Source organism: Sphingomonas sp. IC-56 (assembly GCF_021043375.1).
GTDB lineage: Bacteria > Pseudomonadota > Alphaproteobacteria > Sphingomonadales > Sphingomonadaceae > Sphingomonas.
In genome coordinates this window covers 409,236-434,913 of sequence record NZ_JAJNDV010000001.1, presented here as the reverse complement: position 1 = coordinate 434,913, position 25,678 = coordinate 409,236, and the positions used below count along the sequence as shown (strand labels likewise).

At 66.6% G+C, this 25,678-nt stretch carries 27 protein-coding genes and 1 tRNA gene; 11 read left to right on the top strand and 17 right to left on the bottom strand.

What is annotated here, in order from left to right; translation table 11 throughout:
* Window positions 1-20: 20 nt before the first annotated feature.
* Genes LQ953_RS02220 through LQ953_RS02205 form a run of 4 tightly spaced genes read right to left on the bottom strand, consistent with a single transcriptional unit; the run spans window position 21 to window position 2,331 of the window.
* A complete protein-coding gene (locus tag LQ953_RS02220) occupies window positions 21-908 on the bottom strand; it encodes an alpha/beta fold hydrolase (protein ID WP_231028828.1) in 888 nt (295 codons plus the stop codon).
* Between the two features lie 20 nt (window positions 909-928).
* Entirely contained in the window at window positions 929-1,129 is a 201-nt protein-coding gene (locus LQ953_RS02215; RefSeq protein WP_231028826.1) for a hypothetical protein, read from the bottom strand.
* 3 nt (window positions 1,130-1,132) lie between these two features.
* Window positions 1,133-2,044 carry a pirin family protein gene (locus LQ953_RS02210; protein WP_231028825.1) on the bottom strand — a complete coding sequence of 304 codons (912 nt, stop codon included), beginning with the start codon at window positions 2,042-2,044 and terminating at the stop codon, window positions 1,133-1,135.
* A complete protein-coding gene (locus tag LQ953_RS02205; protein ID WP_231028823.1) occupies window positions 2,041-2,331 on the bottom strand; it encodes a BolA family protein in 291 nt (96 codons plus the stop codon). Before LQ953_RS02205 ends, LQ953_RS02210 begins: the two co-directional genes overlap by 4 nt.
* Window positions 2,332-2,366: 35 nt before the next feature.
* On the opposite strand from LQ953_RS02205, the gene LQ953_RS02200 reads away from it, so the two are divergent.
* Complete coding sequence (locus LQ953_RS02200; protein ID WP_443026529.1) at window positions 2,367-2,984, top strand: J domain-containing protein; 618 nt, start codon at window positions 2,367-2,369, stop codon at window positions 2,982-2,984.
* Here LQ953_RS02200 and LQ953_RS02195 read toward each other — a convergent pair.
* Genes LQ953_RS02195 through LQ953_RS02175 form a run of 5 tightly spaced genes read right to left on the bottom strand, consistent with a single transcriptional unit; the run spans window position 2,981 to window position 5,763 of the window.
* Entirely contained in the window at window positions 2,981-3,457 is a 477-nt protein-coding gene (locus LQ953_RS02195) for an SRPBCC family protein (protein ID WP_231028821.1), read from the bottom strand. The genes LQ953_RS02200 and LQ953_RS02195 overlap by 4 nt on opposite strands.
* 10 nt (window positions 3,458-3,467) lie before the next feature.
* Window positions 3,468-4,244, bottom strand: a complete 777-nt coding sequence (locus tag LQ953_RS02190; protein WP_231028819.1) for a VOC family protein — start codon at window positions 4,242-4,244, stop codon at window positions 3,468-3,470.
* 12 nt (window positions 4,245-4,256) lie between these two features.
* On the bottom strand, window positions 4,257-4,607 hold the full coding sequence (locus LQ953_RS02185) for a DUF1428 domain-containing protein (RefSeq protein WP_231028818.1): 351 nt from the start codon (window positions 4,605-4,607) through the stop codon (window positions 4,257-4,259).
* A gap of 12 nt (window positions 4,608-4,619) precedes the next feature.
* Complete coding sequence (locus tag LQ953_RS02180; RefSeq protein WP_231028816.1) at window positions 4,620-5,291, bottom strand: glutathione S-transferase family protein; 672 nt, start codon at window positions 5,289-5,291, stop codon at window positions 4,620-4,622.
* 34 nt (window positions 5,292-5,325) lie between these two features.
* The gene (locus LQ953_RS02175) at window positions 5,326-5,763 is read right to left on the bottom strand and encodes a VOC family protein (protein ID WP_231028814.1); all 438 of its coding nucleotides are present in this window, start codon (window positions 5,761-5,763) and stop codon (window positions 5,326-5,328) included.
* Window positions 5,764-5,844: 81 nt separating this feature from the next.
* On the opposite strand from LQ953_RS02175, the gene LQ953_RS02170 reads away from it, so the two are divergent.
* The 8 genes from LQ953_RS02170 to LQ953_RS02135 all read left to right on the top strand — a co-directional run bounded on the left by LQ953_RS02170 (window position 5,845) and on the right by LQ953_RS02135 (window position 14,465).
* Window positions 5,845-6,540 carry a winged helix-turn-helix transcriptional regulator gene (locus tag LQ953_RS02170; RefSeq protein ID WP_231028806.1) on the top strand — a complete coding sequence of 232 codons (696 nt, stop codon included), beginning with the start codon at window positions 5,845-5,847 and terminating at the stop codon, window positions 6,538-6,540.
* 75 nt (window positions 6,541-6,615) lie between these two features.
* On the top strand, window positions 6,616-7,620 hold the full coding sequence (gene cobS / locus LQ953_RS02165; RefSeq protein ID WP_231028804.1) for a cobaltochelatase subunit CobS: 1,005 nt from the start codon (window positions 6,616-6,618) through the stop codon (window positions 7,618-7,620).
* A 6-nt stretch (window positions 7,621-7,626) separates the two neighbouring features.
* Entirely contained in the window at window positions 7,627-9,453 is a 1,827-nt protein-coding gene (gene cobT, locus LQ953_RS02160) for a cobaltochelatase subunit CobT (RefSeq protein ID WP_231028803.1), read from the top strand.
* Window positions 9,450-9,695 carry a ribbon-helix-helix domain-containing protein gene (locus LQ953_RS02155; RefSeq protein WP_231028801.1) on the top strand — a complete coding sequence of 82 codons (246 nt, stop codon included), beginning with the start codon at window positions 9,450-9,452 and terminating at the stop codon, window positions 9,693-9,695. Before cobT ends, LQ953_RS02155 begins: the two co-directional genes overlap by 4 nt.
* 103 nt (window positions 9,696-9,798) lie before the next feature.
* Window positions 9,799-12,264 carry a TonB-dependent receptor gene (locus LQ953_RS02150; protein ID WP_231028800.1) on the top strand — a complete coding sequence of 822 codons (2,466 nt, stop codon included), beginning with the start codon at window positions 9,799-9,801 and terminating at the stop codon, window positions 12,262-12,264.
* On the top strand, window positions 12,261-12,965 hold the full coding sequence (locus tag LQ953_RS02145) for a tetratricopeptide repeat protein (RefSeq protein WP_443026536.1): 705 nt from the start codon (window positions 12,261-12,263) through the stop codon (window positions 12,963-12,965). Before LQ953_RS02150 ends, LQ953_RS02145 begins: the two co-directional genes overlap by 4 nt.
* Window positions 12,962-13,645: a Fe2+-dependent dioxygenase gene (locus tag LQ953_RS02140; protein WP_231028798.1), complete on the top strand. Its 684-nt coding sequence runs from the start codon at window positions 12,962-12,964 to the stop codon at window positions 13,643-13,645. Before LQ953_RS02145 ends, LQ953_RS02140 begins: the two co-directional genes overlap by 4 nt.
* A gap of 139 nt (window positions 13,646-13,784) precedes the next feature.
* On the top strand, window positions 13,785-14,465 hold the full coding sequence (locus LQ953_RS02135; RefSeq protein WP_231028797.1) for a hypothetical protein: 681 nt from the start codon (window positions 13,785-13,787) through the stop codon (window positions 14,463-14,465).
* Between the two features lie 23 nt (window positions 14,466-14,488).
* Here the strand turns inward: LQ953_RS02135 and LQ953_RS02130 are convergent, their stop codons facing one another.
* Together LQ953_RS02130 and LQ953_RS02125 are read right to left on the bottom strand one after the other, a co-directional pair.
* The gene (locus tag LQ953_RS02130; RefSeq protein WP_231028796.1) at window positions 14,489-14,848 is read right to left on the bottom strand and encodes a hypothetical protein; all 360 of its coding nucleotides are present in this window, start codon (window positions 14,846-14,848) and stop codon (window positions 14,489-14,491) included.
* Window positions 14,849-14,945: 97 nt separating this feature from the next.
* Window positions 14,946-15,734 (bottom strand): FAD:protein FMN transferase, encoded by a 789-nt coding sequence (locus LQ953_RS02125; protein WP_330999367.1) that lies wholly within the window; start codon window positions 15,732-15,734, stop codon window positions 14,946-14,948.
* Here LQ953_RS02125 and LQ953_RS02120 point away from each other — a divergent pair.
* Entirely contained in the window at window positions 15,726-16,127 is a 402-nt protein-coding gene (locus LQ953_RS02120; protein ID WP_231029243.1) for a hypothetical protein, read from the top strand. The two genes, LQ953_RS02125 and LQ953_RS02120, sit on opposite strands and share 9 nt — an antisense overlap.
* Here LQ953_RS02120 and LQ953_RS02115 read toward each other — a convergent pair.
* The 5 genes from LQ953_RS02115 to LQ953_RS02095 all read right to left on the bottom strand — a co-directional run bounded on the left by LQ953_RS02115 (window position 16,094) and on the right by LQ953_RS02095 (window position 24,203).
* Complete coding sequence (locus LQ953_RS02115; protein WP_231028795.1) at window positions 16,094-16,936, bottom strand: DUF4198 domain-containing protein; 843 nt, start codon at window positions 16,934-16,936, stop codon at window positions 16,094-16,096. The genes LQ953_RS02120 and LQ953_RS02115 overlap by 34 nt on opposite strands.
* Before the next feature lie 16 nt (window positions 16,937-16,952).
* Complete coding sequence (locus LQ953_RS02110) at window positions 16,953-17,480, bottom strand: DUF2271 domain-containing protein (RefSeq protein WP_231028794.1); 528 nt, start codon at window positions 17,478-17,480, stop codon at window positions 16,953-16,955.
* A 13-nt stretch (window positions 17,481-17,493) separates the two neighbouring features.
* Window positions 17,494-18,135, bottom strand: coding sequence for a PepSY-associated TM helix domain-containing protein (locus LQ953_RS02105; RefSeq protein WP_231028792.1), 642 nt, complete (start codon window positions 18,133-18,135; stop codon window positions 17,494-17,496).
* Between the two features lie 110 nt (window positions 18,136-18,245).
* A complete protein-coding gene (locus LQ953_RS02100) occupies window positions 18,246-22,853 on the bottom strand; it encodes an NAD-glutamate dehydrogenase (RefSeq protein WP_231028790.1) in 4,608 nt (1,535 codons plus the stop codon).
* Window positions 22,854-22,928: 75 nt separating this feature from the next.
* A complete protein-coding gene (locus LQ953_RS02095) occupies window positions 22,929-24,203 on the bottom strand; it encodes a PAS domain-containing protein (RefSeq protein ID WP_443026528.1) in 1,275 nt (424 codons plus the stop codon).
* Window positions 24,204-24,391: 188 nt separating this feature from the next.
* Between LQ953_RS02095 and LQ953_RS02090 the strand changes: the two genes are divergently transcribed.
* Window positions 24,392-24,467: transfer RNA gene (locus LQ953_RS02090), tRNA-Thr, on the top strand.
* A 129-nt stretch (window positions 24,468-24,596) separates the two neighbouring features.
* Here the strand turns inward: LQ953_RS02090 and LQ953_RS02085 are convergent.
* Window positions 24,597-25,586: a N(4)-(beta-N-acetylglucosaminyl)-L-asparaginase gene (locus LQ953_RS02085; RefSeq protein WP_231028788.1), complete on the bottom strand. Its 990-nt coding sequence runs from the start codon at window positions 25,584-25,586 to the stop codon at window positions 24,597-24,599.
* Window positions 25,587-25,678 lie beyond the last annotated feature (92 nt).

Here is a 25,678-nt window from a genome sequence, read left to right as displayed (position 1 = left end):
GTGCTTTGGCCTAAACTTTTCTAAACTTCCGCCGCCAGCCAGCCACGCAGCGCCCTGTTCACCGCCTCGGGCTTCTCCCAAGGGATGAAGTGCCCGCCATCCTCGATCTTCACCACGCTGAGGTTCGGCACATAGGGCGGAAGCCCGTCCACCTGCATGGGCAGCAGCGCCTTGTCCTGCATGCCCCAGATCACCAGCGTCGGCTGGGTGACGGGCGGGAAGGGGGCGTCGAGCTCGGCCGGGCGCGCCACGTCTTCATCGGGCTTAGGCACGTCGAAGCTGCTGGCCCGATACCAGTTGAGCATCGCCGTCATCGCGCCGGGCTGGCTCCACTGGTCCATGTAGATCGCCTTTTCCTCGCCACCGATGCCGCCCACCACATGCTGGGCAAACCCGGAGGCGAAGAAGTGCTCCAGCGCGCTGCCGGTCATGCCCTGGTCGAGCGCGGTGTTGCGGAAGGTGTTGACGTATTGGCTCGCCTTGCGCTGGTCGCGGCTGTCATACAGGCTCTTCTGGAAGACGCGCGGATGGGGCGCGTTCAGGATCACCAGCCGCTTCACGCGCAGCGGATGCAGGATCGCGGCGCCCCAGGCGATGGCGCCGCCCCAGTCATGCCCCACCAGCGTAAAGTGCTTCACGTCCAGCGCATCGGCTAGCCCCATCAGGTCGGCGATGATCTTGTCGGCCTTGTAGCTCTCCACGCCCTCGGGCTTTGAGGAGCGCGCATAGCCCCGCTGGTCCGGCGCGATCACATAATGGTCGCGTGCGAGTTCCGGGATCTGGTGCCGCCAGGTGCGGTGCGACTCCGGAAAGCCATGGAGCAGGATGATCGGCGGATTGGCGGGATCGCCGGCAATGGCGACATCCAGTTCGACGCCGGTCGCAAGAGCAATGCGCTGCAAGTCCATGATCTCTCCTGTTCGCGATTTCAGCCGGTAGACGCGGAAGTACCTGCCGCCGTTCCCGGCAGCGGCCGCTTGCCCTTGGTGCGGCTGGTCAGGTGAAACTGCCCGCACCGCTCGCAATGATAGGGGCGCAGCACGATGTCCGCCGCCATTGCGGCGGCGACGGCGTCCGGTTCAGACGCATATCGCCGCTTGCGGGCGCAGATGCTCAGCCGCGTGCGCATGGATCAGGGATAGCTGACCGTCTTGGGCACTTCGGGAATGGGGATCCACTCCTTGTCGTCGCCTGGCACCTTGGGGAAGCGGCCGGCCTTCCAGTCGTCCTTGGCCTGGTTGATCCGGTCGCGGCTGGAGGAGACGAAGTTCCACCAAACATGGCGCGGGGTGGTGAACGCCTCGCCACCGCACAGCATCACCCGACCCCCGCACTCCGAGCGCAGCGTCGCCCGCGTTCCCGGGCGCAGCACGTAAAGCCGCAGCGGCATCAGCTCCAAGCCGTCCAGCGTCGCGTCGCCCATCGCCACATACAGCGCGCGCTCGTCCGCCGCCGGGTCGATCGGGATGCTCGCGCCGGGCTCCAGCATGATGTCGGCATAGATGGTCTGGGCATAGTTGGTGGTTGGTGCCGAGGCACCCCACAGCTCGCCCATCACCACGCGGGCAGTCGCGCCGCTCGCCTGGATGACCGGCAGGTCTTCGGCGGGCACATGCTCGAACGCCGGGTCCATGTCCTCGTTGCGCTCGGGCAGCGCCAGCCAGGTCTGGATGCCCGACAGCTCCGGCCCGACCGCGCGCTCGGCCGAAGGCGAGCGCTCCGAATGGACGATGCCGTGCCCGGCCGTCATCAGGTTCACCGCGCCCGGCGCGATCGTCGCGAAGGTGCCGAGCGAGTCGCGATGGTCGATCGCCCCGGCATAGAGATACGTCACCGCCGCCAGGTTGATATGCGGGTGCGGCCGCACGTCGATGCCGCTGCCAACGCTCAACCGCGCAGGCCCCATCTGGTCGAAGAAGATAAAGGGTCCCACCATCGTCCGCGGCTTGGAGGGCAGGGTGCGGTGGACCTTGAATCCGCCCAGGTCATGGGTGGTCGGCTCGATGGTCTGGAGGATCAGGTCGGCAGGGGCGAGGTCACTCATTGCACGTCTCCGGGTGCCCGTGCCTTGATGGCCAGGGCGTGGATGCGGGTTTCCAGCAGGTCTGCCAGCGCCTGGTTCACCAGCCGCTGCCGTGCAACGCGCGAAAGTCCGGCGAATGCAGGGGCTTCCACCGTAACGGTGAAGTGCGTTTCGCCCGTGCCGTCATCTCCCAGATGGCCGCGATGCTGGGCGCTGTCGTTGGAAACATGCAGCTGCGTCGGGTTGAGCGAAGCCATGAGACGAGCGGCGATCTGATCGGCCAAGGGGGCGCTGGAAGGCATTGTCATCGCGCCTATATAGGCCGCTTTGCCGAGGGAGTCGCGTGGCCAGCAGCCAGCCCAAGAAAGATCGTCCGAACGCCCGTTTCCATGGCCGCGTGGAAGCGCCCGGGCGGCTGTGCGCAGAAGCCGGCTGCGACCAGGCCGGCGAGTTCCGCGCGCCACCACTGGGGGGTACCGGACACACTGCCGATGGCCCGCCGCAGTTTCGTTGGCTGTGCCTGGAGCATGTCCGCGCGTTCAATTCCGGCTACAACTTCTTCAAGGGCATGAGCCCCGACGAGATCCACGATGCGCAGCGCCCGCTGGCCGGCTGGGAGCGCGAGACGCGTGCCTTCAATGCCACCGGCGGCACCGACCGTCCCCCGCGCTGGGCCGATTTCGCCGACCCGCTCGACGCGATCGGTGCGCGCTTTCGCGACCGGGTGAAGGATCGCGGCGAGCGCAAGGACGGCAAGCCGCTGTCCGGCCCGGACCGGGAGGCGCTGAAGACGCTCGACCTGGAAATCGATGCCGACCGTGCTGGGCTGCGCAAACGCTATTCGGAGCTGGTCCGCAAATTCCACCCCGACCGCAACGGCGGCGACCGCAGCAACGAAGACCGGCTGCGGCGCGTGATCGCAGCGTATCAGCAGCTCAAGGGCTCGCCTGCCTTCGCTTAAGCGGTCGGCTCCTCGGCAATCCGCCTGGCGACTGCCTCCCACTGCTCGGCCACCTTGCTCCAGCCGTCGGCGAAACCCATCGCTTCGTGCTGGGCCTTGGCCTCTGCCGTCCAGTGGCGGGCCGTGCCGCGATAACGGGTGCGCTCGCCTTCCGGCTCGAACTCGAACAGGCCGACCATGAACGGGCCCGCCGGGTTCCAGCCATGGCTGAAGGCATCGGTGAAGACGATCCGCCGCTGCGGCACCACCTCCAGATACACGCCTTCGTTGGGCATCATCTCGCCGTTCGGGCCGTGCATCGTCACTACCGAGCGCCCGCCGGCGCGCAGGTCCATCTCGACGACTTCGGCGCGCCAGGGCGCCGGGCAGAGCCATTCGCCCAGATGATCGGTATAGGCCCGCCACACGGCTTCGATCGGCGCGTCGATCAGCCGCTCGACGACGAGTTCATGGATGCTGTCTTGCTCCTGCATCTTGTCCCCCTCAGCTTTTCGTGCCCACCAGTCCGAAGCGCGCGCCGTGGGGATCGCTGGCGACCACGATCCAGTCGCCGCCCGGAACCTCGTGCGGCGCCATGTGCACTGTGCCGCCCGCATCCTGCACACGCGCATGTGCCGCCTCGATATCCCCCACGCGGAAATAGAACTGCCAGCCGACAGGTTCGCCGGGTGGCGCACACATCACCGCGCCGATCTGCACCCCGCCATGAGCCAGGAAGCTGTATTCGCCCATATCGCCCATCGGCATGGCGCCGTCGCGAGACCAGCCGAACTGTTCGGCATAGAAGGCGAGGGCCGCCTGATCGTCCCGGGTCATCAGCTCGTGCCAGGTGCAATGACCCTCCGCCGTGGCATCGAAGGCGCGGCTTGCCTCCGGGCTTGCGCCGCGCATCAGGTAAAAGGGTGCGCGTTGGGGGTCCGCGACCAGCGCCATGCGCCCGACGCCGTTCAGGGTCGTCGGCGGCATAATCGCGGTTCCGCCCGCGGCCTCTATCCTGGCGAAGGCCGCATCGACATCGTCCACACCGATATAGCCCAACCAGCGCGCCTGCGATGGCGCACCGGCCGGCGTCTTCATGACCCCGCCAATGCCGTGCCCATCGACTGCGCTCAGGATGCGATAATCGTCGGGCCCTTTGATCGTCGCGCCACCAAAGCCGGCAACGCTCCAGCCGATGACCTGGGTGTAGAATGCCTGCGCGGCATCGGGATCGCCGGTGATCAGCTCGTACCAGATCGGGGTACCATGGGGATTGGTCATATCCGCCTCCCTTCAGGCTTTGACGTCGACAATGGGTTCGAACCCGCCCCAGAACATGCGCTTGCCGTCGAACGGCATCTCGGCGGGTGGCTTCATGCGGTCGTCGGCCATGACCTTTTCCCAGCCTGAGTCGCGGGTCGCCTTGTCGGGCCAGATGATCCAGGAAAAGACCGGCGTCTCGCCGTCCTCGGCCTTCAGCGCGCGATAGAAGTCGGTCACTTCGCCGCGCGGCACGTCGTGGCCAAAGCCTTCCACCACCTGCAGTGCGCCATGTTCGATGAAGATGGGCGCCGCCTGAGCGGCCATGTCGCGATAGGCTTCCTTGTCCTTGGCCGGTGCCACGAACCCGTCGATATACGGCATGTCGGTCCTCCTTCAGGCTGCGATGGATGCGTCGTCACGAAAGTCCGCCAGCTGCGCGGCGATGGCGGCACCGTATCCTGGTCGCTCAAGGCAGCGCCGTTGATAGGCTGCGAGGTTCGGATGCTCCGCAAGCAGATCGGTCGATTCCAGCGCGCGCAGCGCAGACGCCATGATCAGGTCACCGGCGGTGAACTGTTCCTCCAGAAAGTCGCGCCTGCCCAGCGCGTCGGCCAAATGGCCCAGCCGCGTCCGGATCGTCTGGACCAGGCTCGGCCGGCGCAGCCTCGCCCAGTCCTCTCCGGCCGCGAAGACGTCGACGGTGACCAGTTCCATCAGCATCGGCTCGACGCTGTTGAGCGCGGCGACCAGCCATGCCGTGGCCCGTGCCCGGCCGCCGATGTCGGTCGGAAGCAGCGCGTCGCACGTGCTAGCGATGTGCAGCACGATCGCGCCGGATTCGAACAACTGCACCTGGGCGTCGCGATAGGCGGGCACCTGCCCAAAGGGTTGTTCGGCGAAATAATCCTGCGGTCGCTTCAACGCGCTGATCAGCCGGGTGCGATAGGTCCTTCCCGCTTCCTCCAGCGCCCATCGCACGCGGAAGTCGCGAACATAACCGCGCGCGAAATCGGGAACCCAGTCGAATGCAGTGACTTCGATGTCGCTGTTCGGGTCGACAGGCATGATCCTCTCCTTCTTCTGGCTAAGGTGTTCGGCATCAGGCCGCTTCGGCGTCACCCGCCATCGCAGCCTTGGCGGCCTCCAGGTCCATGAAGAACGGCCCGAAGCTGTGCCCATCGAGATCCTCGAACGAGCGGCCGTACATCCAGCCATGGTCGTCGGGTTCGTTGACGTCGCCCTTGCTTCCGGCTGCGATTGCCCGCTCCACAACGGCATCGACTGCCTCGCGGCTGTCGAAGGAAAGGCACAGGATCACCTCGCTGGTGGCCGCCGTATCGGCGATCGCCTTGTGCGGCATGAAACTGCGATAGAAATCGTGGCTGAGGAGCATGATCGATATCTCGTCCGACCACCGCATCGAAGCGCCCTGTTCGTTGCTGAACTGCTCGTCCTTGGTGAAGCCGATCGCCTCGTAAAACGCCGTCGATCTGGCGACATCTGCCACCGGCAAGTTCACGAAGATCATCTTCGACATCGTTCTTCTCCCGCTTGGAAACGCTGCGTTGGCGAATCGTCTTGTTGAATTGAATGCGCCTGACAGTTACAAAAAACAACTATGAAGTCACAAAAAGTAACCGAAACGGATTTCAACAAGGCACGACGTTGGTATCAGGACGCATGCGGCACGGCGCTTGCGATGGATCTGATCGGGGAGCGGTGGTCGCTGCTGATCGTGCGCGAACTGCTGCTTGGCCCGCGCCGCTTCGGCGAGATCCGCAGCGCGCTTACAGGGCTGAGCGCCAACATCCTCACTCAGCGGCTCGAAGGACTGGAAAAGGGCGGCATCCTGCGCCGCGAAACCCTGCCGTCACCCGCCAACACGCAGGTCTATGCTCTCACCCGGTGGGGGCGGGCGCTGGAGGAGCCGATCTTCGCGCTCAGCCGATGGGCGGCGGGATCGCCCGCGCATGACGTGACCATGCCGCTCAGCAACACCGCCTTCATGCTGTCGCTGCGCACGATGATGGACCCGGTGGCGTCGCGCGACCTAGGCCTGGACCTGGGGTTCCTTGTCGGCGGGGAGCCATTCCGCGCAGCAATCCTTGATGGCCGGCTTGAGGTTCGGCGCGAAGATCCTGCGGGTGCCGAGCTTCTGTTCGAGGGGCAGCCGCTGGCCCTGGCACACAGCTTCTATGGCCCCGTCCTGCTCGTCGAAAATATCGCGGCGGAAAAGCTGCGCGTGACGGGAAATCTGCAAACCGCCCAACGCTTCGTCGACCTTTTCCGACTTCCTGCGTTCCTGAGCGACTGAACCCCCGCCGCGTGTGTTGCGGTGCACGCCGCCAGGGCTTAGGCGGGCTTGAACGCTACTGATCGGATTGCATTGATGGCCGACCTCTCCAACACCCAGCCGGACAGCCGGGACACCACCATCCTCCAGGCTCCCGACAAGACGGTGAGCGTGCGCGACCTGTTCGGCATCGACATCGACATGGAAGTGCCGGCCTTCAGCGAGGCGGACGAGCGCGTGCCCGATCTCGACCCGGCCTATGTCTTCGACGCTGACACCACGCTCGCGATCCTTGCCGGCTTCGCGCACAACCGCCGCGTGATGATCCAGGGCTATCACGGCACCGGCAAGTCGTCGCACATCGAACAGGTGGCGGCGCGGCTCAACTGGCCGTGCATCCGCATCAACCTGGACGCGCATATCAGCCGTATCGACCTGATCGGCCGCGACGCGATCGTGCTCAAGGACGGCCAGCAGGTCACCGAATTCCGCGAGGGCCTGCTGCCCTGGGCCCTGCAGACGCCGACCGCGTTGGTGTTCGACGAATATGACGCCGGCCGCCCCGACGTGATGTTCGTGATCCAGCGCGTGCTGGAGACCGAGGGCAAGCTGACCCTGCTCGACCAGAACCGAGTCATCCGCCCGAACCCGTGGTTCCGGCTGTTCGCAACCGCCAACACGGTGGGCCTGGGCGACACCAGTGGGCTCTATCATGGCACGCAGCAGATCAACCAGGGCCAGATGGACCGCTGGAACGTGGTCGTCACCCTCAACTATCTGCCCGCTGCGACCGAGGCGCGGATCGTGCTCGCCAAGTCGGGCGACTATGACAAGCCGGGCGGCAAGGAACTGGTCGAGAACATGGTCCGCGTCGCCGAGCTCACCCGCCGCGGCTTCATCAACGGCGACATCTCCACCGTAATGAGCCCGCGCACGGTGATCACCTGGGCGCAGAATGCCGACATCTTCAAGGATGTGGGCTTCGCCTTCCGCCTCTCGTTCCTCAACAAGTGCGACGAGGCCGAGCGTGCGCAGGTCGCCGAATATTATCAGCGCGTCTTCGGCAAGGACCTGCCCGAAAGCGTTGTGGGGAAGGCATAAGCGCGCGTGGCCGCCGACTCTCCGCTTGAACAATTCCGTGCCGTGCTCGGCGGCACGGCGCGTGCGCTTTCGGGCGAGGCGGAGGCGGAGCTGAGCTTCACCACCGATCCGCCGCGCCAGGACGGGCGCAGCATCAAGGTGCCGATGCCGCCGCGCGGGCTTCCGGCCGAACAGGTGGCTGAGGCGCGTGGCTTTGCCGACAGCTTCGCGCTGCGCATGCGCCACCATGACAACGCCGTGCATCTGCGCCATTCGCCCGCCGATCCGATTGCGCGCGGCGTGTTCGACGCGGTCGAGACAGCGCGGATCGAGGCGCTGGGCGGGCGCGGCTATGCCGGCATCGCCGACAATCTCGACCATGCGCTCGCGGTTCGCCTGCGCTCCGATCCGATCGCCCGCGCGCGCAATCGCGAGGAAGTGCCGCTGTCGACCGCGCTGGGGCTGATGGTGCGCGAGCGGCTGACCGGGCGCGAGGCGCCGGCCAGTGCCGCGATGGGCCTGGCGCTGGTGCGCGACTGGGTGGAGGAAAAGGCCGGCGGCGATCTGGACGCGCTGGCGCTCGCGATCGACGATCAGCGCGCCTATGCGGCGCTCGCCACCAAGCTTCTGCAGGAGCTGGAGCTGGTCGAGGGCGAAGTGCTTCCCGACGAAGCCGATGAAGGCGGCGAGGAAGACGAAGGCAACAACGACCAGGAACAGCCTGGCGAGGAAGAGGGCGACACCCAGTCCGAACAAGGCGAGGGTGAAGTAGAGGCGCGCGGCGAGCAGCGCGAGTCCGACGAAACCGAGGACGGCGAGCAGCAGCAGTCCGACGCGATGGACGATGGCGATGGCGAGCCGGGTGACGAAGGCGAGGAGGGCATGGTGCCCAATCGCCCGAACCGTGCGCACAGCGATCTTCCGCCGTTGTTCGACTATCGGCCCTACACCACTCAGTTCGACGAAGTGATCGCCGCCACCGACCTGTGCGACGCCGAAGAGCTCGACCGGTTGCGCTCCTATCTCGACCAGCAGCTGGTCCATTTGCAGGGCGCGGTGACCAAGCTCGCCAACCGGCTCCAGCGCCGGCTGATGGCGCAGCAGTCGCGCAGCTGGGACTTTGACCAGGACGAAGGGATGCTCGACGCCGCCCGGTTGGCGCGCGTGGTGGTGAACCCCACTCAGTCCCTCAGCTACAAGATCGAGCGCGATACCGAGTTCAAGGACACGGTCGTGACGCTGCTGATCGACAATTCGGGGTCGATGCGCGGCCGCCCGATCTCGATCGCCGCGATCAGCGCCGACATTCTCGCCCGCACGCTGGAGCGGGTAGGGGTCAAGACCGAGGTGCTCGGCTTCACCACCCGCGCTTGGAAGGGCGGCCAGTCGCGCGAGAAGTGGCTGGCCGAGGGCCGCCCCGCACAACCGGGCCGCCTCAACGACGTGCGGCACATCGTGTACAAACAGGCCGACGAGCCCTGGCGCCGCGCGAAGCGCTCGCTGGGGCTGATGATGCGCGAAGGGCTGCTCAAGGAGAATATCGACGGCGAGGCGCTGCTATGGGCGCATGGCCGGCTGATCGCGCGGCCCGAGGACCGCAAGATCCTGATGGTGATCTCCGACGGCGCACCGGTGGATGACTCCACCCTGTCCGTCAATTCCGGCTCCTATCTGGAGCGGCATTTGCGCCAGGTGATCGGCTGGATCGAGGCGCGCTCGCCCGTCAGCCTGGTGGCGATCGGCATCGGCCACGACGTGACGCGCTATTATGACCGTGCGGTCACGATCATGGATGCCGAGCAGCTGGCTGGGACGATGGTCGAGCAGCTGGCGTCGCTGTTCGACACCGAATGACGCTTGATCCGCCCCCGGGGGGCTTCCGGGGGCCGGTCAAGCGCTCGATCACCATCGCCGGACACCAGACCTCGATCAGCTTGGAGCCATTGTTCTGGCAGGCATTGGAGACCGAAGCCGCCGCGCGTGCGCTGCCACTCAGCGCGTTGGTGGCTGCAATCGACCATGCCCGCATCCAGGGCGAGGATCCTCCCAACCTGGCCAGCGCCATTCGCAGCTGGCTGATTGCGCGCAGTAGCTAGAGCTCGCCGCGACAAAGTTGCGAAACACTCGCATTAGCATTGACTCTGCGAATGGCTCGCAATAGACGCCCTGGCAACGATAGCCAAAAGGGGCATTCTTCCTGTGATCCGATCCCAGTCTTCCGGCCGTTCCGCGGCGCCCGCCTTTCTCGCGCTCGCCTGTGTCGGCTTCGTCGCGACTGCGCCGGCCGCGCAAGCAGGCGATCTTGAGCCGGCTGCGGACGCGTCCAAGGAAGCGGCTCCGGCGGAAGGGGAGTCCGATCAGGACCACGTCGTCGTAACCGGCGCCCGCAACGAGCAGGCGGGCCCCAAGGCCACGGCAAAGGTGGTGGACACGCCCCGCTCCGTAGTGGTGCTGCCCAAGGACGTCATCGAGCAGACCGGCTCCGTCACGCTGGCCGACGCGCTGCGCACGGTGCCCGGCATCACCTTTGGCGCGGCCGAGGGCGGCAACCCGGTTGGCGACCGCCCTTTCATCCGCGGCTTCGACAGCCAGGGTTCGACCTTTGTCGACGGCGTGCGCGACATTGGTGCACAGAGCCGCGAGACCTTCGCCGTCGAGCAGGTGCAGGTGGTGCGCGGCTCGGACTCGACGCTGGGCGGCCGCGGCAGCGCGGGCGGTTCGATCAACATCATCACCAAGCTGCCGGTGCAGGGCGATTTCGTCCGCGCGACGGCAAGCCTTGGCACCGACGATTACAAGCGCGCGACGATCGACCTGAACCAGGACCTGGGCTCCACCATCGGCCTGCGCATCGCGGCGATGTACCACGATCAGGACTTTGCCGGGCGCGAAGCGATCTGGGCGAAGCGCTGGGGCGTAGCGCCGTCGCTCACGCTCGGGCTGGGCACCGACACGCGGCTGACGCTCGGCTATTACTATCTCCAGACCGAGGAACTGCCCGACAGCGGCATTCCCTATCTGTACACCATCGGCAACGCGCCGGGCACTGGCGAGATCTATTCCGAGCCTGCGATGGGAGACTATACCGCCGCCAACGGCGTCTCTGGGCGCGTGGACCGCGACACCTTCTATGGCCTGAAATCCCGCGACTTCCGCGACACCACCACGCATCAGGCCACCCTGCGCGTCGAACATGATTTCGGCGGCGTCACCCTGCGCAACAGCGCGCGCTACAGCTTCAATTCCCAGGCCTATATCTTCACCCAGCCCGACGACCAGCAGGGCAATGTCTACAACACCGGCCAGGTCTGGCGCCGCGCCAACACCCGCTATGGCTATGCCGAGGCGCTGAGCAACCAGACCGACCTGTACGGTGTGTTCAACACCGGCTCGATCAAGCACAGCTTCGCGGTCGGCGCGGAACTCAGCTGGGAAAAGGCGCGGCGCGGCACCTATGCCGTCAACGCCGGTAGCGCGACGGCGCGGTGCAACACGCTCGGCCTCTCACGCTTCAATTGCACCAGCGCCTTCTCGGCCAACCCCAACGACCCGTGGGTCAATTACGCCAACGACACGGTCGGTTCGCCCCAGACGCCGATCACCAAGAACGCGCACAGCGCCGAGACCCAGAACGACGCGCACACCGTCTCGGTCTATGGCTTCGACACGATCACGCTGCTCCCGCAGCTGCTGCTGAACGTCGGGCTGCGCTTCGATCGCTTCACCTCGAAGGTGACGCCCGGCCTCGCGGCCGGCGCCGCCACCACCTTCAGCCTCGAGCGCACCGACGAACTGTTCAACTGGCAGGCGGGCCTGGTGTTCAAGCCCACGCGCACCACCAGCCTCTATGCCAGCTACGCAACCTCGGCGACGCCGCCCAACAGCCTGCTTGGCGAAGGGCAGGAGGGTAATAGCCTGGGCACCACCAACACCCCGGCCGCGGTCGCGCTGCTCGACAGCCTGAAGGTCGAGAAGTCGAAGTCCTACGAAGTCGGCGCAAAGGCGGCGTTGTTCGACAACCAGCTTTCGCTCAGCCTCGCCGCGTTCCAGACCGACACCGACAACGCCCGCGTGACCGGTCCCAACAACACCGTGGAGTTCATCGGCACCCGCCGCATCCGCGGCATCGAGTTCAACGCCAATGGCAATGTCACGCCGTGGCTCAACCTGTTCGGCGGCTATTCGCATCTGGATCCGGTCATCACCGATGGCGGCTTCACCGCGCTGACCGCCGCCGCGACCGGGCTCCAGCCCGCGCGCGCCGTCCTGGTCCCCTCGGTCAACACCGGCCGCCAGGCACCCCAGACCGCGCGCGACAGCTTCACCCTCTGGGCGACCGTGAAGCCCACCACCGGCCTCAGCATCGGCGGCGGCGCCTTCTACATGAGCCGCGTATTCGGCGGCTACGCCGACAACCGCACCGCCACGCAGAACGCGGCCGGCGTGGTGACGGTGAACCCCGCCACCAAGGTGCTGGTGCGCTCCGTGCCCGATTACTGGCGCTTCGACGCGCGCATCGGCTACGCGATCAACGATCGCATCGACCTGAGCGTCAACGTGCAGAACCTGACGAACAAGACCTATTACCCCCAGGCCTTCACCGCGCACTATGCGGCAATCGCGCCCGGCCGCTCCGCCTTCGCGACGCTGGGGATCAAGTTCTGACCAGCCGCGCCGATCTCGACACGCTCTCCCCCCAGGAGGTCGCCGCCCGCTTGTCCGGTTCGCCGGAGGAGCGGGCGGCGCTCATCCGCCAGGGGGCCGAGGCAGGCGTGGCCGAGGCACAGGCGGTGTGGGCGCAGATGCTGCTAGACCAGGGCGACGCCAAGGCCGCCTTTAGCTGGTTCAACCAGGCCGCGGCACAGGGCCACCTGATGGCGCTCAACATGGTCGGGCGCTGCTACGATCTCGGCTGGGGCGTGCCCGTCGACAAGGTCCGCGCCGCCGAATGCTTCCGCATCGCCGCCGAGCGTGGGCTCGACTGGGGCATGTACAATTACGCCACCGCGCTGACGCTTGGCGAAGGCGTGGCGGAGGACAAGCCCGCCGCGCTGCAATGGTTCGAGCGTGCCGCCGCCATGGGCAACGCCAAGGCGATCAATTACGTCGGCAGCTTCCACGAGGATGGCTGGGTCGTTCCCCGCGACATGGCCAAGGCCGCTTCCTGTTATGCCAGCGCGGCACAAGGCGGCGATTTCCGTGGCGCCTTCAACCACGCCCGCATGCTGGCCGAGGCGGGCGACCTCGACGCCGCCCGCCACTGGCTGAGCCGCTGTGCCGAAACCGCCACACCCGCCTTCCTGGCCAAGGCACGCGCCTGGCTGCGCGGCTCGCGCTGGCCCGAACTAGAGACTGCACTGCCATGATGATCGCGATACCCGACCTGCTCGACGCCGCGCAGGTGCAGCGCCTGCGCGCGCTCATCGACGCGGCCGAATGGATCGACGGCAACGCCACTTCGGGCCATCAGTCGGCGCTCGCCAAGAAGAACGAGCAGCTTCCCGAAAACAGCACCGCCGCGCGCGAAGCCGGCGCGATGGTGCTCGACGCACTGGGCAGCTCGCCCCTGTTCTTCGCCGCCGCCCTGCCGCTCAAGGTCTTTCCGCCCCTGTTCAACCGCTATGGCCAAGGCCAGACCTTCGGCACCCATGTCGACAATGCCATCCGCATCCAGCGCGGCACCGAGTTCCGCATCCGCAGCGACCTGTCGATGACGCTCTTCCTGGAAGACCCAGCCAACTATGACGGCGGCGAATTGGTGGTGGAGGACCATTTCGGCGTCCAGCAGGTGAAGCTCCCCGCCGGCCACGCCGTGCTCTATCCCTCCTCCAGCCTGCACCATGTGACGCCGGTCACGCGCGGCACGCGCGTCGCCTCGTTCTTCTGGCTGCAATCCATGGTCCGCGACGACGGCGCGCGGCGCGTCCTGTTCGACCTCGACCAGTCGGTGCAGCGCCTCACCGCGCAGCTCGGCGGCGCGGATCGCTCGGTGATCGAGCTGACCGGCACCTATCACAACCTGCTGCGCCGCTGGGCCGACGCCTGAGCCAGTACCCGTCACCCCGGCGCTAAGCCGGGGTCCCGCTTCCTCTTTCCGGCGACAGTACAAAACTGCCCGCCTGTTCCGCTTGCACCACGCCCAAAGACGCGGAAGGGAAGGGCGAATAACGGGATCAGGAGGCACAATGCGGTTCACGGTCACGGCGATGCTCTGCGCGGCCGCACTGACAAGCGCCGCGCCGGCGCAAGAGCGCGCCCCGGCGGCTAAGCGCAAGCCGATGGACGCGCTCGCCCAGACGCTGCTTGCGCTGACCCCGCCCGCAGGGTTTAGCGGCACACGCCCGCTGGGCACGCTGCGCGCGCAACCGTCCCCCATCCGCTGGCTCCCCACGCCAAAGCCCGAGGATGCGCAATCCTGGAAGGTCGGCACGCTGGCGGGCGCCAACGTGACCGCGCCCCGATCCGACACCCCGTCCACTCTGACCTTCAGCTGGTTGGGACAGACCGGCCAGCCGCTCGGCTTCAATCCCGTGATCGCCTTCAGGAAGGCCGGCATGGAGGTGCAGGCGCTTTATTGCGCGTCGATGGTGTCGGAAGGGACCAACTACTTTTTCGTCTCCGCACCCGGCAAGCGCCCGGGCGTGCTGTCGGTCTATGCCTATGACGCGCCGATCGGGATCGCATCGGTGGAATGGACCATCAGCTATCGCCTCGACGGACACGTCCCGACGCTTGAAGAGGCGCAAGCCGAAGCCGATCTCGACATCAGCACCGATTGCTCGACCAAGACCTTCGGCCCGGTCGAACAGATCAGCCATGCAAAGGCGGTCGCCCGCACGCGCCGGGCGGAGGCGCCAGGTTCCTGACGCAGCGCTTCAGGCCCGTTGGATCACTGATAGCGCAGCGTCTTGTCGAACCCTTCATTCGCCTTGGTCATCTTGGCGAGCTTCCTCAGATAGGCGCGGACGTGCCGTTCGAAGCGCGCATCGTCATGGATGCCGGTGACCGGATAGTCGTCCTGCGCGATCAGTTCCTTCACGCGCTTGGCCAGTGCAGCCTGGTCGTTCGTGCACTCCGCTGACTTCAGCGCGCCGCAAACCCATTCCTCGGCAGCCGCCTGGTCATATTCGTCGCGCGCTTCATAGCCGCGGCGGTCCGCTGCGGCCTGATCCAGCTTCGATGCCGCGAACCGGCGTTCCAGCCATTTGCGCACCTGCTCCGCGTCCCATGGCTTGGGCGAACTTGTCATCATTTTCTCCAGAACCGCGCCGTCGCTGCATCGCGCAAGGGGGACGGGGCTTTGCCAGCGCTCCTGCCACCCCGGGCGCTGCCGAGGCAAGCCGCCCCTATGCCAGCATCGCCGCCAATCGGGGCGACAGCTGCTCGCCTGCGCCCCGCACCGCCATGTGCGCCGCCAATCCCTGGCGTTCAGCAAGCGCCATTCCCGACGGCCCCAGCACCGTGAGCGCCGTCGCCCAGGCATCGGCCAGCATGCAGCTGGGGTGCAGCACGGTGACCGAGGCCACGCCGTTGGTCAGTGGCCGTCCGGTGCGAGGATCGATCGTATGGGCATAATCGCGCCCGGCATGGCGGAAGCTGCGCCGGTAATCGCCCGAGGTCGCCACCGACAGCCCGTGCAGCGCCACCCGGATCGGCGCGTTGGCGACGCCTGGGGCGGGCTCCAATTCCACCCACCAGGGCTGGCCATCGGGCTTGATCCCTTCGCCGCGCAACTCGCCGCCAATCTCCACCAGGAAGTCGGCGCATCCCAGGCTTCGCAGCCGCTCGGCCACCGCATCGACCGCATGTCCCTTGGCGATACCCGAAAAGTCGAGCGCCACCGGCGCAAGCCGCCGCGCCCGGCGGCCGTCCTGCTCGATGTGGCGGTGCCCGGGGCTTTCCAGCACTGCGGCAATTTCGGCATCGCTCGGGATAGCAGCGCGCGCGCCGGAAGGCCCGAAACCCCACAGATCGGCCAACAGCCCCATTGCAGGATCGAACGCCCCGCCGCTCGCCCCGGCGATCGACAGCCCGGCGGCGAGTACCTGCGCAAAGCCTGCTGGAAGCGGCTGCCAGCGGCCGGGTTCGGAACGGTTGAACCGGCTGAGCGCGGAGTCCGGTTCCCAATGGCTCATCTCGGCAACGACGCGCGCAAGCACAGCCTCGATTTCGGCCTGCAACGCCCGATCGTCAGCACCCGTGCTATCCGCATCGTCGAAACCATCAGTTCCCCGGCGAAGGCCGGGGCCCAGCTGCATCGCGCGCGGGGCACCATCCCTGCGCCCTCGATCCTCTGTCGAAGCAGTTCCCCGGCCTTCGCCGGGAAACTGCGTGCGCTTCGGTTCTGGCAGCGCGCCGCCATCGGGCACCACCACCCGCACCGACCACGCCGTTCCCATCGTCCCGCCGGCAAACCCCACCACCCGCGCGTCCGCCTGCCGCCGGTGGAACGCCGCCGGCGACAGGCCCAGGGGAATGGCGATGCGCGGCTCGATCAGGGGGCCAGCACTTCCAGCGTGGTGGTGTAGCTGATCCGCCGCCCGCGCGGCATGGCGCGGGGAGCGCCCTGGCCAGCACCGGGACCTTCCGCGCGCGGCGCGTCGGGCGTGACGTTCAACCAGTACATGCCGGGCTCGGGCCAGGTGATGCTCACCTTGCCCTGCGCGTCAGTCTTGAGGTCCATCTGCTTCAACGCGTCGCGATAGCGGATGCCACCGGGGATCGCAGTGACGTACAGGTTCGCGCCCGGCTTCCCATCGACCAGGAACTGGAAGGTCGCGGCTTCGCCGGCCACCAGATCATTGGGGTGCGTCACCGGCACCAGCTCCAGCCCCTTGCCGGTCGGCTTGAAGACGGTGTTGGTGGGCGCGCCCTGCGTCACGAAGATCTCGTTGCGGGCATAACCCTCGCTGGTTTGCACGTCGGTGGCGCCGGCCGGGATCACGCTGGCCAGCTTGTCCGGGCTCGTCCCGCGCGGCAGCATCTTGGTCTCGCCATTCAGCTTGTAGCTGCCGAACACGCTCTGGTTGATCGTGCCGATCCGATACGTGCCCTGTTGCGTCAGGTGCACGTCGAAGGTCGCACGGTAGCGGCCGACGCTGTGGTTCTCGACCTTGCCTTCCGTACCGTCGGGCTGGAGCACGCTCGGCACGGCGCGGAAGGGCTGGTGGTCGAAATAGAACAGGTCGTTCGACACCGCGGCGTCCACGGTAACCCAATTGTCGGTGCCCGAGATCGTCGTGGAAGAAGGCAGGAACCACATGCGGTGGGCAAGCGCAGCCGGCGCGGCGACTGCCGCCGCTGCGGCAAAGGCGAGCAGGGGTTTGCGAAGGTTCATTGGGTGGTCCTTCCGGTTAACGCTTGAGAGTGAAGGAAACGGCGCCCAGCTCGGTCGAGCCCTTGCGCGCTCCGCTGGCAGCGGTGCCGTTCCAGCTAAAGGGGATGCGGACCATCTCGCGCCCGCCGACTTCGCGGGCAGCCTCGACCACCAGCGTGTATTCGCCAGGCGTCAGCCGCGGCATCGCGCCGCGTCCGCCGACCAGTTGCAGTCGCTGCGTGCCGGGAGCGCGAGTTGCGCCGCTCACGCCGTCTGCCGGGAAGGTCATGCCGCGTCCGCTGGTGCGCCACCATTGGCGAATGTCGCGCAGCCACTTGGTGCCTTCGCCGCCGCGCATGTCGGTGTCGTACCAGACCGACAGGGTGCGGGGGGTCGTGCCCTGCTTTTCCAGCCAGATCGCGACATAGGGCTTATGATATTCCGCGACGCTCAGGCGCGGGATGTCGATCGACAGGTTCAGCGTCTGCGCGCCGGCGCCCGCCGGGAACAGCGCTCCCGCGCCGATCGCGGCGGCCGTGAGGCGGCGGGTGAAGCGGATCTGCATGGATAAGCCTCGCTTAGTGGATCAGGAAGATGGCGATGAGCGCCGGGATGACGAGCCCCATGCCGACCAGCGGCCAGGTGCTCTTGCGGTGCCGCGAATGCATCTGGAGCAGGACAAGTCCCGTTAGCGTGAAGACGATGCAGGCGAACACGAAGATGTCGATGAACCACTTCCAAGCGGTGCCGGCATTGCGGCCCTTGTGAAGGTCGTTGAGGTAGGCGATCGCGCCGCGCGAACTGCGCTCGCTGGTGATCTCGCCGGTCACCCGGTCGATCGACACCCAGGCGTCGCCGCCGGGGCGGGGCAGGGCGAGGTAGATCTCGTCCGACGACCATTCGGCGATGCCCTGCGCGCGCATGCCCGTGGCATTTTCAACATAGTCGGCGATGCCCGCGGGCAGCGGCTTCTTGGTGTCCGCCGCATTGTCTGCGTGCACTTGCGTCAACAACTGCTCAGGCAGCTGCGCCTTGCGCTCCACCGACTGCGGCGATCCTTCGATATCCGCGGCGTGATTCAGCGTGAAGCCGGTCAGCGCGAACAGCAGCAGCCCGACCAGGCTAATCGCCGAGCTCATCCAGTGCCAGGTGTGCAACTGCTTGAGCCAGAAGCTTTTTCGATTGCGCTTCTTGGAGGCCGGGGCGGCGGGGGCGTGCATGAAAGGCGGCAATGCTCGATCGTTTCGGACACCCTGCGATAACGCGAACGACTCGCAATTGCAATCACCATGCGGGGAAGAAACCCCTCCCCCGCACAACTTTCACCAACTTACCGACCCAACAAAACCCGCGCCTGTCCCGCAATTTGCGCCAGCATCGCCGCATTCGGCGCCGCCGTCTGCCGCGCCCGCTGCACCAGCGCCGCAAATTGCGCCACCCGCGGCCCGTGCATCGACAGCCAGGCGTCGACGCCGCCCCGCGGATCACCGTCGGGCAAGCGACTGAGAAAATCGAGCCGCAGCTGCTGGAAATCGCGCGCAAGCCCCGCGATCAGCAGCCGCTCCCACGGATCGCCGGTCGTGATCCGCGCCGCCGTCGCCTGCGCCCAGTCGAGGCCAAGCACTTGGCCCAGATGCGTGAAGGCGCGCGTCAGCTCGGTCTCGTCGATGCCGCGCCGGATGCTCAGTTCGGCCAGACCAACCGCCCCGTCCATTTCGAACAGCCGCACAACCCGATCGATCAACTCGGCTGGTGCCCCGGTCGCCTGGAGCTTGGCGGCGATGCGCACGCTTTGCGCCTTTACTTCGTCGAGCAGCAGCGCCTTGGCCTGGCGATCTAGCGCCTCGATGCCGGGCTTCAACCGCTCGATGATGCGGCGCGGACTTGCGCCCGAGGGCGCTGCCCGCAGCACATCCGCCATCTGGCCGCGCACCGCCAGCGCCATCTCATCGAACAGTGCTAAGCGAGCGCGCTCGTCGATCTGGGCCGTTTCGATCGCTTCCCAGGTATCGCCAAGGCAGAACAGCCGCTCGGCAACCACAAAGGCAACGGCGATATCGCCGATCGCCGCGCCTTCTTCCTCCGCCAGCTCGAAGGGGTGGAGAACGCCGAGCCGGTTCACCAGCCGGTTGGCCAGCTTGGTCGCGACGATCTCGTTGCGAAGCCGGTGTTCCTTGATCGCCGAGGTAAACCGCGTCTGCATCGCCTCCGGGAAGGCGGCTAGCAGATCGCCTTCCAGCTCGGGATCGTCCGACAGCCGACGGCCTTCAATCGCATCCTGCAGCGCCAGCTTGGTGGACGCCAGCAGCACCGCCAGCTCGGGCCGGGTCAGGCCACGTCCGTCCTGTGCGCGGCGCAGGAGTTCCTCGTTGGAGCCCAAACCCTCGACTGCGCGGTCGAGGCGGCCGGATGCTTCGAGGATCTCCACCACGCGGATGTAGCTCGGCAGCGATACCGCGCCGTCATTTTCCATGAAGGAGAGCGCCAGCGTCTGAAGGCGATTGTCCTCCAGCACCAGCTCCGCGACATTGTCCGTCATCTCGGCGAGGAAGGTGTTGCGATCCTCGAACTCGAGCCGGCCCTCGATCACCTCCCGGTTGAGCGCGATCTTGATGTTGACCTCATTGTCCGAGCAATCGACCCCTGCCGAGTTATCAATGAAGTCAGTGTTGATCCGCCCGCCTGCGGCGGCAAAGGCGATTCGCGCCGCCTGCGTGACGCCGAGATTGGCGCCTTCGCCGAGCACGCGTGCACGCAGCTGCTCGGCATTGACGCGCAGTCGGTCGTTCGCCGGATCGCCCACCTCCGAATGGCTTTCGCTGGCAGCCTTTACATAGGTGCCGATGCCGCCGAACCAGAGAAGATCAACCTGTGCCTTCAGGATCGCGTTAATCAGGCTGGTGGGATCGATCTCATCCTGAGTGAGCCCGAGCAGTGCCTGCACTTCGGCGCTGAGCGGGATGGTCTTCGCGGTGCGGGCGAACACACCGCCGCCCTGCGAGATCAGAGTGGGATCATAGTCTGCCCAGCTTGAGCGCGGCAGCGCGAACATGCGTGCGCGCTCTTCCCAGCTCCTCGCCGGATCGGGATCGGGATCGAGGAAGATGTGGCGGTGGTCGAACGCCGCAACCAGCTTGATCGCCTTGGACAGCAGCATCCCATTGCCGAACACGTCGCCCGACATGTCGCCACAGCCGGCAACGCGCACCGGCTCGGACTGCACGTCCACGCCGAGTTCAAGGAAGTGGCGGCGCACGGACACCCAGGCGCCCTTGGCGGTGATGCCCATCGCCTTGTGATCGTAGCCATGGCTTCCGCCCGAGGCGAACGCGTCCCCAAGCCAGAAGTCGCGGTCGGTGGCGATGGCATTGGCCACGTCGGAGAACGTGGCGGTGCCCTTGTCCGCCGCCACGACGAAATAAGGGTCGTCACCGTCGAGCACGGCCACGCTGTCGGGGTGGACCACTGCGCCAGCGACGATGTTGTCAGTGATCGACAGCAGCGCGCGGATAAAGATGCGATAGCTCTCGGTTCCTTCGGCGAGCCATGCGTCACGGTCGGCAGCCGGGGAGGGGAGCAGCTTGGGATAGAAGCCGCCCTTTGCACCCGTCGGCACGATGACTGCGTTCTTCACGCGCTGCGCCTTCATCAGGCCCAGGATTTCGGTGCGGAAGTCGTCGCGGCGATCGGACCAGCGCAGCCCACCGCGCGCCACCGGACCGGCGCGCAAGTGGATGCCCTCCACGCGCGGGCTGTAGACCCAGATCTCGCGCCAAGGCAGGGGCTGCGGCAGGCCAGGCACCAACTTGGAATCGAGCTTGAACGCCAGTGCTTCCTGCGCAGCCGGCGCGAACGCATTGGTGCGCAGCGTGGCTAGCACCACGCCCTTCAGCGTGCGCAGGATGCGGTCGTCGTCGATCGCCGACACCTGGTCCAGCCCGGCATTGATTGCCTGAGTTGCAGCATCGAGGGCGGCATCGTCCCGCGTTCGGGCCGGATCATGGGCAGCCTGAAAGCGCTCGATCAGCGCGGCGGCGACAGCAGGCGCGCGGCGGATCGCGTCCACTACAGTCGCCATGCCATAGGGGAGACCTGCCTGACGGAGATAGCGGAACCAGGCGCGGAACAGCACCACGGCGCTCGGCTGCATGCCCGTTTCGACGATCAGCCGGTTGAACGTGTCATTCTCGGCAGTGCCTTCCAGCACTGCGGCGATCGCATCCTCCACCAGCTCGGGCTCCCTGGCGAGCACTGGCGAGCCGGCGGTGAGCGCCACCTGGAAGTCGTGCAGGAACATGCCGTTGCCAAGTTCGGTCGGCACTTCCTCGATGACGCGGAAACCGAAATTCTCGAAGGCCGGCACGGCGTCCGAAAGGGCCAGCGCGCCGCCTTGGGCGTAGAGCTTGATGCGATAGGCGCTGTCGTTCGTCGGGTGCGGCGTGATGCGCACCGATCGAGCACCCGGGGCGTCCAGCGTTGCAAGGCGCAGCACGTCACGCGCCGCTTCCTCGGGGGTGCTCGTCGCGCGATACACCATGGGGAAGGCCTGAGCGAAACGCAGCGCCAGCCGCGTCGAGGCACTGCCGGCCTGTTCGGCCAGCGCCGCTTCGACAGCAGGCACCCAGCCGCGAACCATCCGCTTGAGCGTGCCATCAAGTACCTCGGCGTCGGGCATGCTGCCGCCGCCGCGCAGGTCCAGCGTGTAGCGGAGAAGGGCGACGACGCCGTCCTCCAGCGCGATCGACCAGTTGATCACCTTAGCATTGGACGCCTCGCTCAGCATCTCGCCAATGGCTTCGCGGCGCCCTGGCGAAACCTCGTCGCGCGGCAACCATACAAAGGCGAACAGGTGGCGTCCGAGCAGCGAGCGCACCAGAAGCAGCTTGGCCCGTGGCCGGTCGGCGACCGACATGGTGGTGAGCACCAGCCGCTCCAGCGACTCCGCGTCGAACGCAGTGGTCAGGTCGTGGGGTAGCGCCATCAGCGCGTGTGCCATCGCCTTGCCAGTGTGCCCCTTAGGGTCGAAGCCGAGCTTGCCCTCAAGCGATCGCAACCGTGCGCGCAAGATTGGCACTTCATCCGGCGCGGCGAACAGCGCCGCGCTGGTCCAAAGCCCTGCATGGATCGACAGGCCGGTGACGTTTGCGCCGGCACCGTTCGGCATGACGACGATATCCAGCGGCACGCGGCGATGCACGGTAGAGATCGCATTCGACTTCAGCAGCAGCGGCGCTTCGCCGCCCGCGCGGAAGTGTTCCAGCGCCGCCTGACGCGAGGCTTCGGCCAGGATCGGCGTTTCCAACGGGTAGCGCGCGAGCCCGAGCTGGTCGGACGCGCGGCCTTCCGCTTGCCACTGCTCGTGCGCCAGCAGCGTCATCGCGCCCCCGCCAAACCAGTGCAGCAGGGCGGCGGCTTCGGTCGACGTGCACCGCTCCGCATCGACCTTCATCGCGGCCTGCAGCGCAGGCCAATCTTCGACGGCGCCGCGGACCTGTTCCAGGCTATGCTCGATCTCGCCGATCAGTGCGCGTCGGGTGCGGGCGTCACCGCGTTCCATTTCGATGTAGATCATCGATTCGGACTGCCCGCCGCCGATCGAGATCAGCTTGCCTTCCCCGTCCCGCTCCACGGGAATCACGGGGTGAATGATGCGGTAGATGGCGATGTCGTGCGCGGCGATCGCCGCCGCGATCGAGTCGACCAGGAAGGGCCGGTCGTCGTTGATGACGGCGAGCCGCATCTGCCGCCGCTCCTCGTCGAGATAGGTCTCAAGCCGGATCTGCGGCTTGCCAGGGGGGCGAATGGCCGCCGTCTCGGCGACATAGCGTGCAGCCTCGGCCCGCTCGCCCTCATCCAGTCCTTCCAACTCTCCCGGCAGCGCTCCATCGAGCAGCCGTGCCTCGAACGCCTGCGTCAGCGACGTCATCATGTTTTTCATGCGCGGTGCTATGCTCCCCTCGACTTTGGACCTCAAGGCTTGAGCACGGGGAAAAGTTGCCAGCGCAGCGCCGGGTTAGGCGGCGGCCCTCCGGATCGCCCGCTCGGTCAGCGCGGTATCGTCCTCCATCTTGGCGACGATATCCAGGCCCTGGGCGCCGGCCCGCGCCAGCAGCACCACGAACTCGCCTGCCGCGCCGTCCGGGGTAATCTCGACATGGGCGAGGGGAGGGCGGCTGCGCAGTTCGGCGGCCGCCTGCGCGAACACGTCCTGCTTGGCGGCCGGACGGCGATGCTCGCGCTCCGCCTTGACGATCGCCTTGATGCCGCCCTCGGCGCTTTCCAGAAACGGCCTGAGGCCGCGCAGGGGAACGGCGTTGCGCTTGGCGTGGTTCAGCACAGCAGCGAATTCGGTAACTCGAGTCTTGTCGTAGTCGGGGCCGAAGACGAGCTTGATTGGCGGCGTCATGGGCGCCCGCGCCTGGAGCGTGAGACCGTAATCCTTAAGGAGGCCGAGATAGCCGTCGCGATCGCGTTCGGTGGCGAGCGCGAAATCATAGGCGTGACCGAGCGCGCGGTACAACGCCGCGCGGCTCCGCGTGTCAGAGGTGCGTGCGGCAGCTGCCGACTCGCGGGCAAGGCTGAGTTGATCCCACAGCGTGTCGGCTTCGAGCTCAGCGCCAGTCTCAGTGTCGGCCGGTTCCTCGCTATCGCCAAATCCGCCGCTCGGGCCATCGGCCCAGACCGGCGCGGGCGCCGCGGGCGCAGGGGCCGCACGGCGCGACGCCTCAACTTCGGCGTTCAGCCGAGCCTGCGTCGCGGCGTCCACCAGTTCCTTCCAGTTGATGACGCCGTAGATAAAGTCGATCTTCTCCCCGTCGGAGGAGAAAGGCATCAGGATGCCGCGATACAGCGTGTTGTGTCCGCGCTGGCCGACGAACTCCGCCTCGAAACCGATCGGCGCGCGATTGGCGATGATCTGCAAATAATGGTCGGTGAGCCGCGACAGCAGCGACCTGCTGGGCACTTCTGCGACCTTGCGAAGGCCTACGCTGAAGCCGCACTCCTCGCGTAGCGCTGCGCCCAGATAGCGAATCTCGGGATCATCCACGCCGCGCGTGAAGTCCAGCAGCACACTGTTCGGTCCGAAATCCGCGATGTTGCCGGGGTGCAGATCTTCGATCGAAGGGTAGGCGCGGCCATGCAGCAGCGACACCCAGTGATTATAGGCGCGCACATGCATCCGCCGTTCGTCGGTGCCGATCTCCAGCGGACGGTCCGCGACGGCCTCGTCCGGCTCGCCCGCGGAATGCGAGTCGAACGGATCGTTCATGCCGTGGGTCATATCCATGCACGTGCTCCACTGCGGGCAAGCGCCCGTCAAACAAGAGCCCGGTTTGTGCACGCTGCGTGGTAAACGACGCGTAAAGTGCCCGGCGGAAAGATACGGATGCAGCAATCTCCGCGAGACCCGCTTGTCAGCGCCGTTCCGTGCTGGTAAGCGCGCCGCTCTTTCCAGACGCAACCAGCGTCTGGCGGGCCGCTTTAGCTCAGTTGGTAGAGCATCGCATTCGTAATGCGGGGGTCACAGGTTCGAGTCCTGTAAGCGGCACCACTTCATGCCTTTGAAATGATTACCTTGTTTGCTGGAGTCGCATGGCTTTCGCGCTAATCCCTCGTGGGAATGAAGCACAGAGGGCCAGCTTCGTGCCTAGAAGCGGCGACTCTTCCCCACTAGGGTGACTTACTTGGTACCGCGCCCTTTTAGGCTTTCGGCCGCTCGGATTTGCGTGCTTCCCTGAAGGTCGGTCACGGCAAAGGTGAAGCCGGGCTGGAGCGCAAAGGCGCCCACTTCGCCGCGGCTGTTGATGGCCAGGAAACCAACCTGCGCGTCGCGAACGGCGTCGCCGCGGAGCTTGGCGATGTGCAGCACGGCCTCGCGGCATGCGGCTTGCGGGGACATGCCCGCGCGCATGGAGCCAACAACGCGTGCCGAACCAACGATGCGCGTAACTTCCTCGCCCACGCCGGTCGCGGTCGCAGCGCCAACGCCGGCTTCCACGAACAAGCCGGATCCCGCCTGCGGGGAATCACCCACGCGGCCGCGCAGCTTGAACGCCATGCCCGACGTGGTGCACGCGCCCGCAAGCTTCCCGTCGGGTGCACAGGCCACCATGCCGATCGTGTCGTGATCCAGCGCCGAGCCGCGGATGTTCTCGCTGTTCGCGATCGGCTGGTACTTGGCCGTTTTGAGCCATTCGCGCCACGCCTTCTCGGCTTCCGGCGTCAGCAGCTTGGTCTTCTCGAAACCCTCTGCAGTCGCGAACTGGCGTGCGCCTTCGCCAACCAGGAAGGTGTGGGGCGTCTTCTCCATCACGCGCCGCGCGACCGAGATCGGGTGCATGAAGTCTTCCAGCGCCGCCACTGCGCCGACATTGCCGCGATCGTCCATGATGATCGCGTCCAGCGTCACATGGCCATCGCGGTCAGGATAGCCGGCATAGCCGACCGAATGATTCTCGGGGTCCGCCTCGGGTACCCGCGCGCCGGCTTCGACTGCATCGAGCAGGCTGCCGGACTTCTTCCACTGTGCATAGGCCGCGGCGTTGGCTGCCGCGCCGAAGTCCCAGGTGGACACGATCAGCGCACGTCGCTTGCTCTGGGCGAAAACGGGGCCCGCGGCTGCAGCCCCGCCAATCCCCAGCACCATTGCTCCTCGGCGAGACGTGTCCATGGCTAACCCCTTTATCCGGCTGCCGATGAGCAACCGTTCCAGCCGGGATGCTATGCTTACGCCCTCGACCTGGAAAGAAATTGTCACAGGCC

Excerpts from the sequence above, each read along its gene's own strand:
- LQ953_RS02220 (WP_231028828.1), bottom strand. The coding sequence starts at position 908 with ATGGACTTGCAGCGCATTGCTCTTGCGACCGGCGTCGAACTGGATGTC.
- LQ953_RS02215 (WP_231028826.1), bottom strand. The coding sequence starts at position 1,129 with ATGCGCACGCGGCTGAGCATCTGCGCCCGCAAGCGGCGATATGCGTCT.
- LQ953_RS02210 (WP_231028825.1), bottom strand. The coding sequence starts at position 2,044 with ATGAGTGACCTCGCCCCTGCCGACCTGATCCTCCAGACCATCGAGCCG.
- LQ953_RS02205 (WP_231028823.1), bottom strand. The coding sequence starts at position 2,331 with ATGACAATGCCTTCCAGCGCCCCCTTGGCCGATCAGATCGCCGCTCGT.
- LQ953_RS02195 (WP_231028821.1), bottom strand. The coding sequence starts at position 3,457 with ATGCAGGAGCAAGACAGCATCCATGAACTCGTCGTCGAGCGGCTGATC.
- LQ953_RS02190 (WP_231028819.1), bottom strand. The coding sequence starts at position 4,244 with ATGACCAATCCCCATGGTACCCCGATCTGGTACGAGCTGATCACCGGC.
- LQ953_RS02185 (WP_231028818.1), bottom strand. The coding sequence starts at position 4,607 with ATGCCGTATATCGACGGGTTCGTGGCACCGGCCAAGGACAAGGAAGCC.
- LQ953_RS02180 (WP_231028816.1), bottom strand. The coding sequence starts at position 5,291 with ATGCCTGTCGACCCGAACAGCGACATCGAAGTCACTGCATTCGACTGG.
- LQ953_RS02175 (WP_231028814.1), bottom strand. The coding sequence starts at position 5,763 with ATGTCGAAGATGATCTTCGTGAACTTGCCGGTGGCAGATGTCGCCAGA.
- LQ953_RS02170 (WP_231028806.1), top strand. The coding sequence starts at position 5,845 with ATGAAGTCACAAAAAGTAACCGAAACGGATTTCAACAAGGCACGACGT.
- cobS (WP_231028804.1), top strand. The coding sequence starts at position 6,616 with ATGGCCGACCTCTCCAACACCCAGCCGGACAGCCGGGACACCACCATC.
- LQ953_RS02155 (WP_231028801.1), top strand. The coding sequence starts at position 9,450 with ATGACGCTTGATCCGCCCCCGGGGGGCTTCCGGGGGCCGGTCAAGCGC.
- LQ953_RS02140 (WP_231028798.1), top strand. The coding sequence starts at position 12,962 with ATGATGATCGCGATACCCGACCTGCTCGACGCCGCGCAGGTGCAGCGC.
- LQ953_RS02135 (WP_231028797.1), top strand. The coding sequence starts at position 13,785 with ATGCGGTTCACGGTCACGGCGATGCTCTGCGCGGCCGCACTGACAAGC.
- LQ953_RS02130 (WP_231028796.1), bottom strand. The coding sequence starts at position 14,848 with ATGACAAGTTCGCCCAAGCCATGGGACGCGGAGCAGGTGCGCAAATGG.
- LQ953_RS02120 (WP_231029243.1), top strand. The coding sequence starts at position 15,726 with ATGGCTCATCTCGGCAACGACGCGCGCAAGCACAGCCTCGATTTCGGC.
- LQ953_RS02125 (WP_330999367.1), bottom strand. The coding sequence starts at position 15,734 with ATGAGCCATTGGGAACCGGACTCCGCGCTCAGCCGGTTCAACCGTTCC.
- LQ953_RS02115 (WP_231028795.1), bottom strand. The coding sequence starts at position 16,936 with ATGAACCTTCGCAAACCCCTGCTCGCCTTTGCCGCAGCGGCGGCAGTC.
- LQ953_RS02110 (WP_231028794.1), bottom strand. The coding sequence starts at position 17,480 with ATGCAGATCCGCTTCACCCGCCGCCTCACGGCCGCCGCGATCGGCGCG.
- LQ953_RS02105 (WP_231028792.1), bottom strand. The coding sequence starts at position 18,135 with ATGCACGCCCCCGCCGCCCCGGCCTCCAAGAAGCGCAATCGAAAAAGC.
- LQ953_RS02100 (WP_231028790.1), bottom strand. The coding sequence starts at position 22,853 with ATGAAAAACATGATGACGTCGCTGACGCAGGCGTTCGAGGCACGGCTG.
- LQ953_RS02095 (WP_443026528.1), bottom strand. The coding sequence starts at position 24,203 with ATGGATATGACCCACGGCATGAACGATCCGTTCGACTCGCATTCCGCG.
- LQ953_RS02085 (WP_231028788.1), bottom strand. The coding sequence starts at position 25,586 with ATGGACACGTCTCGCCGAGGAGCAATGGTGCTGGGGATTGGCGGGGCT.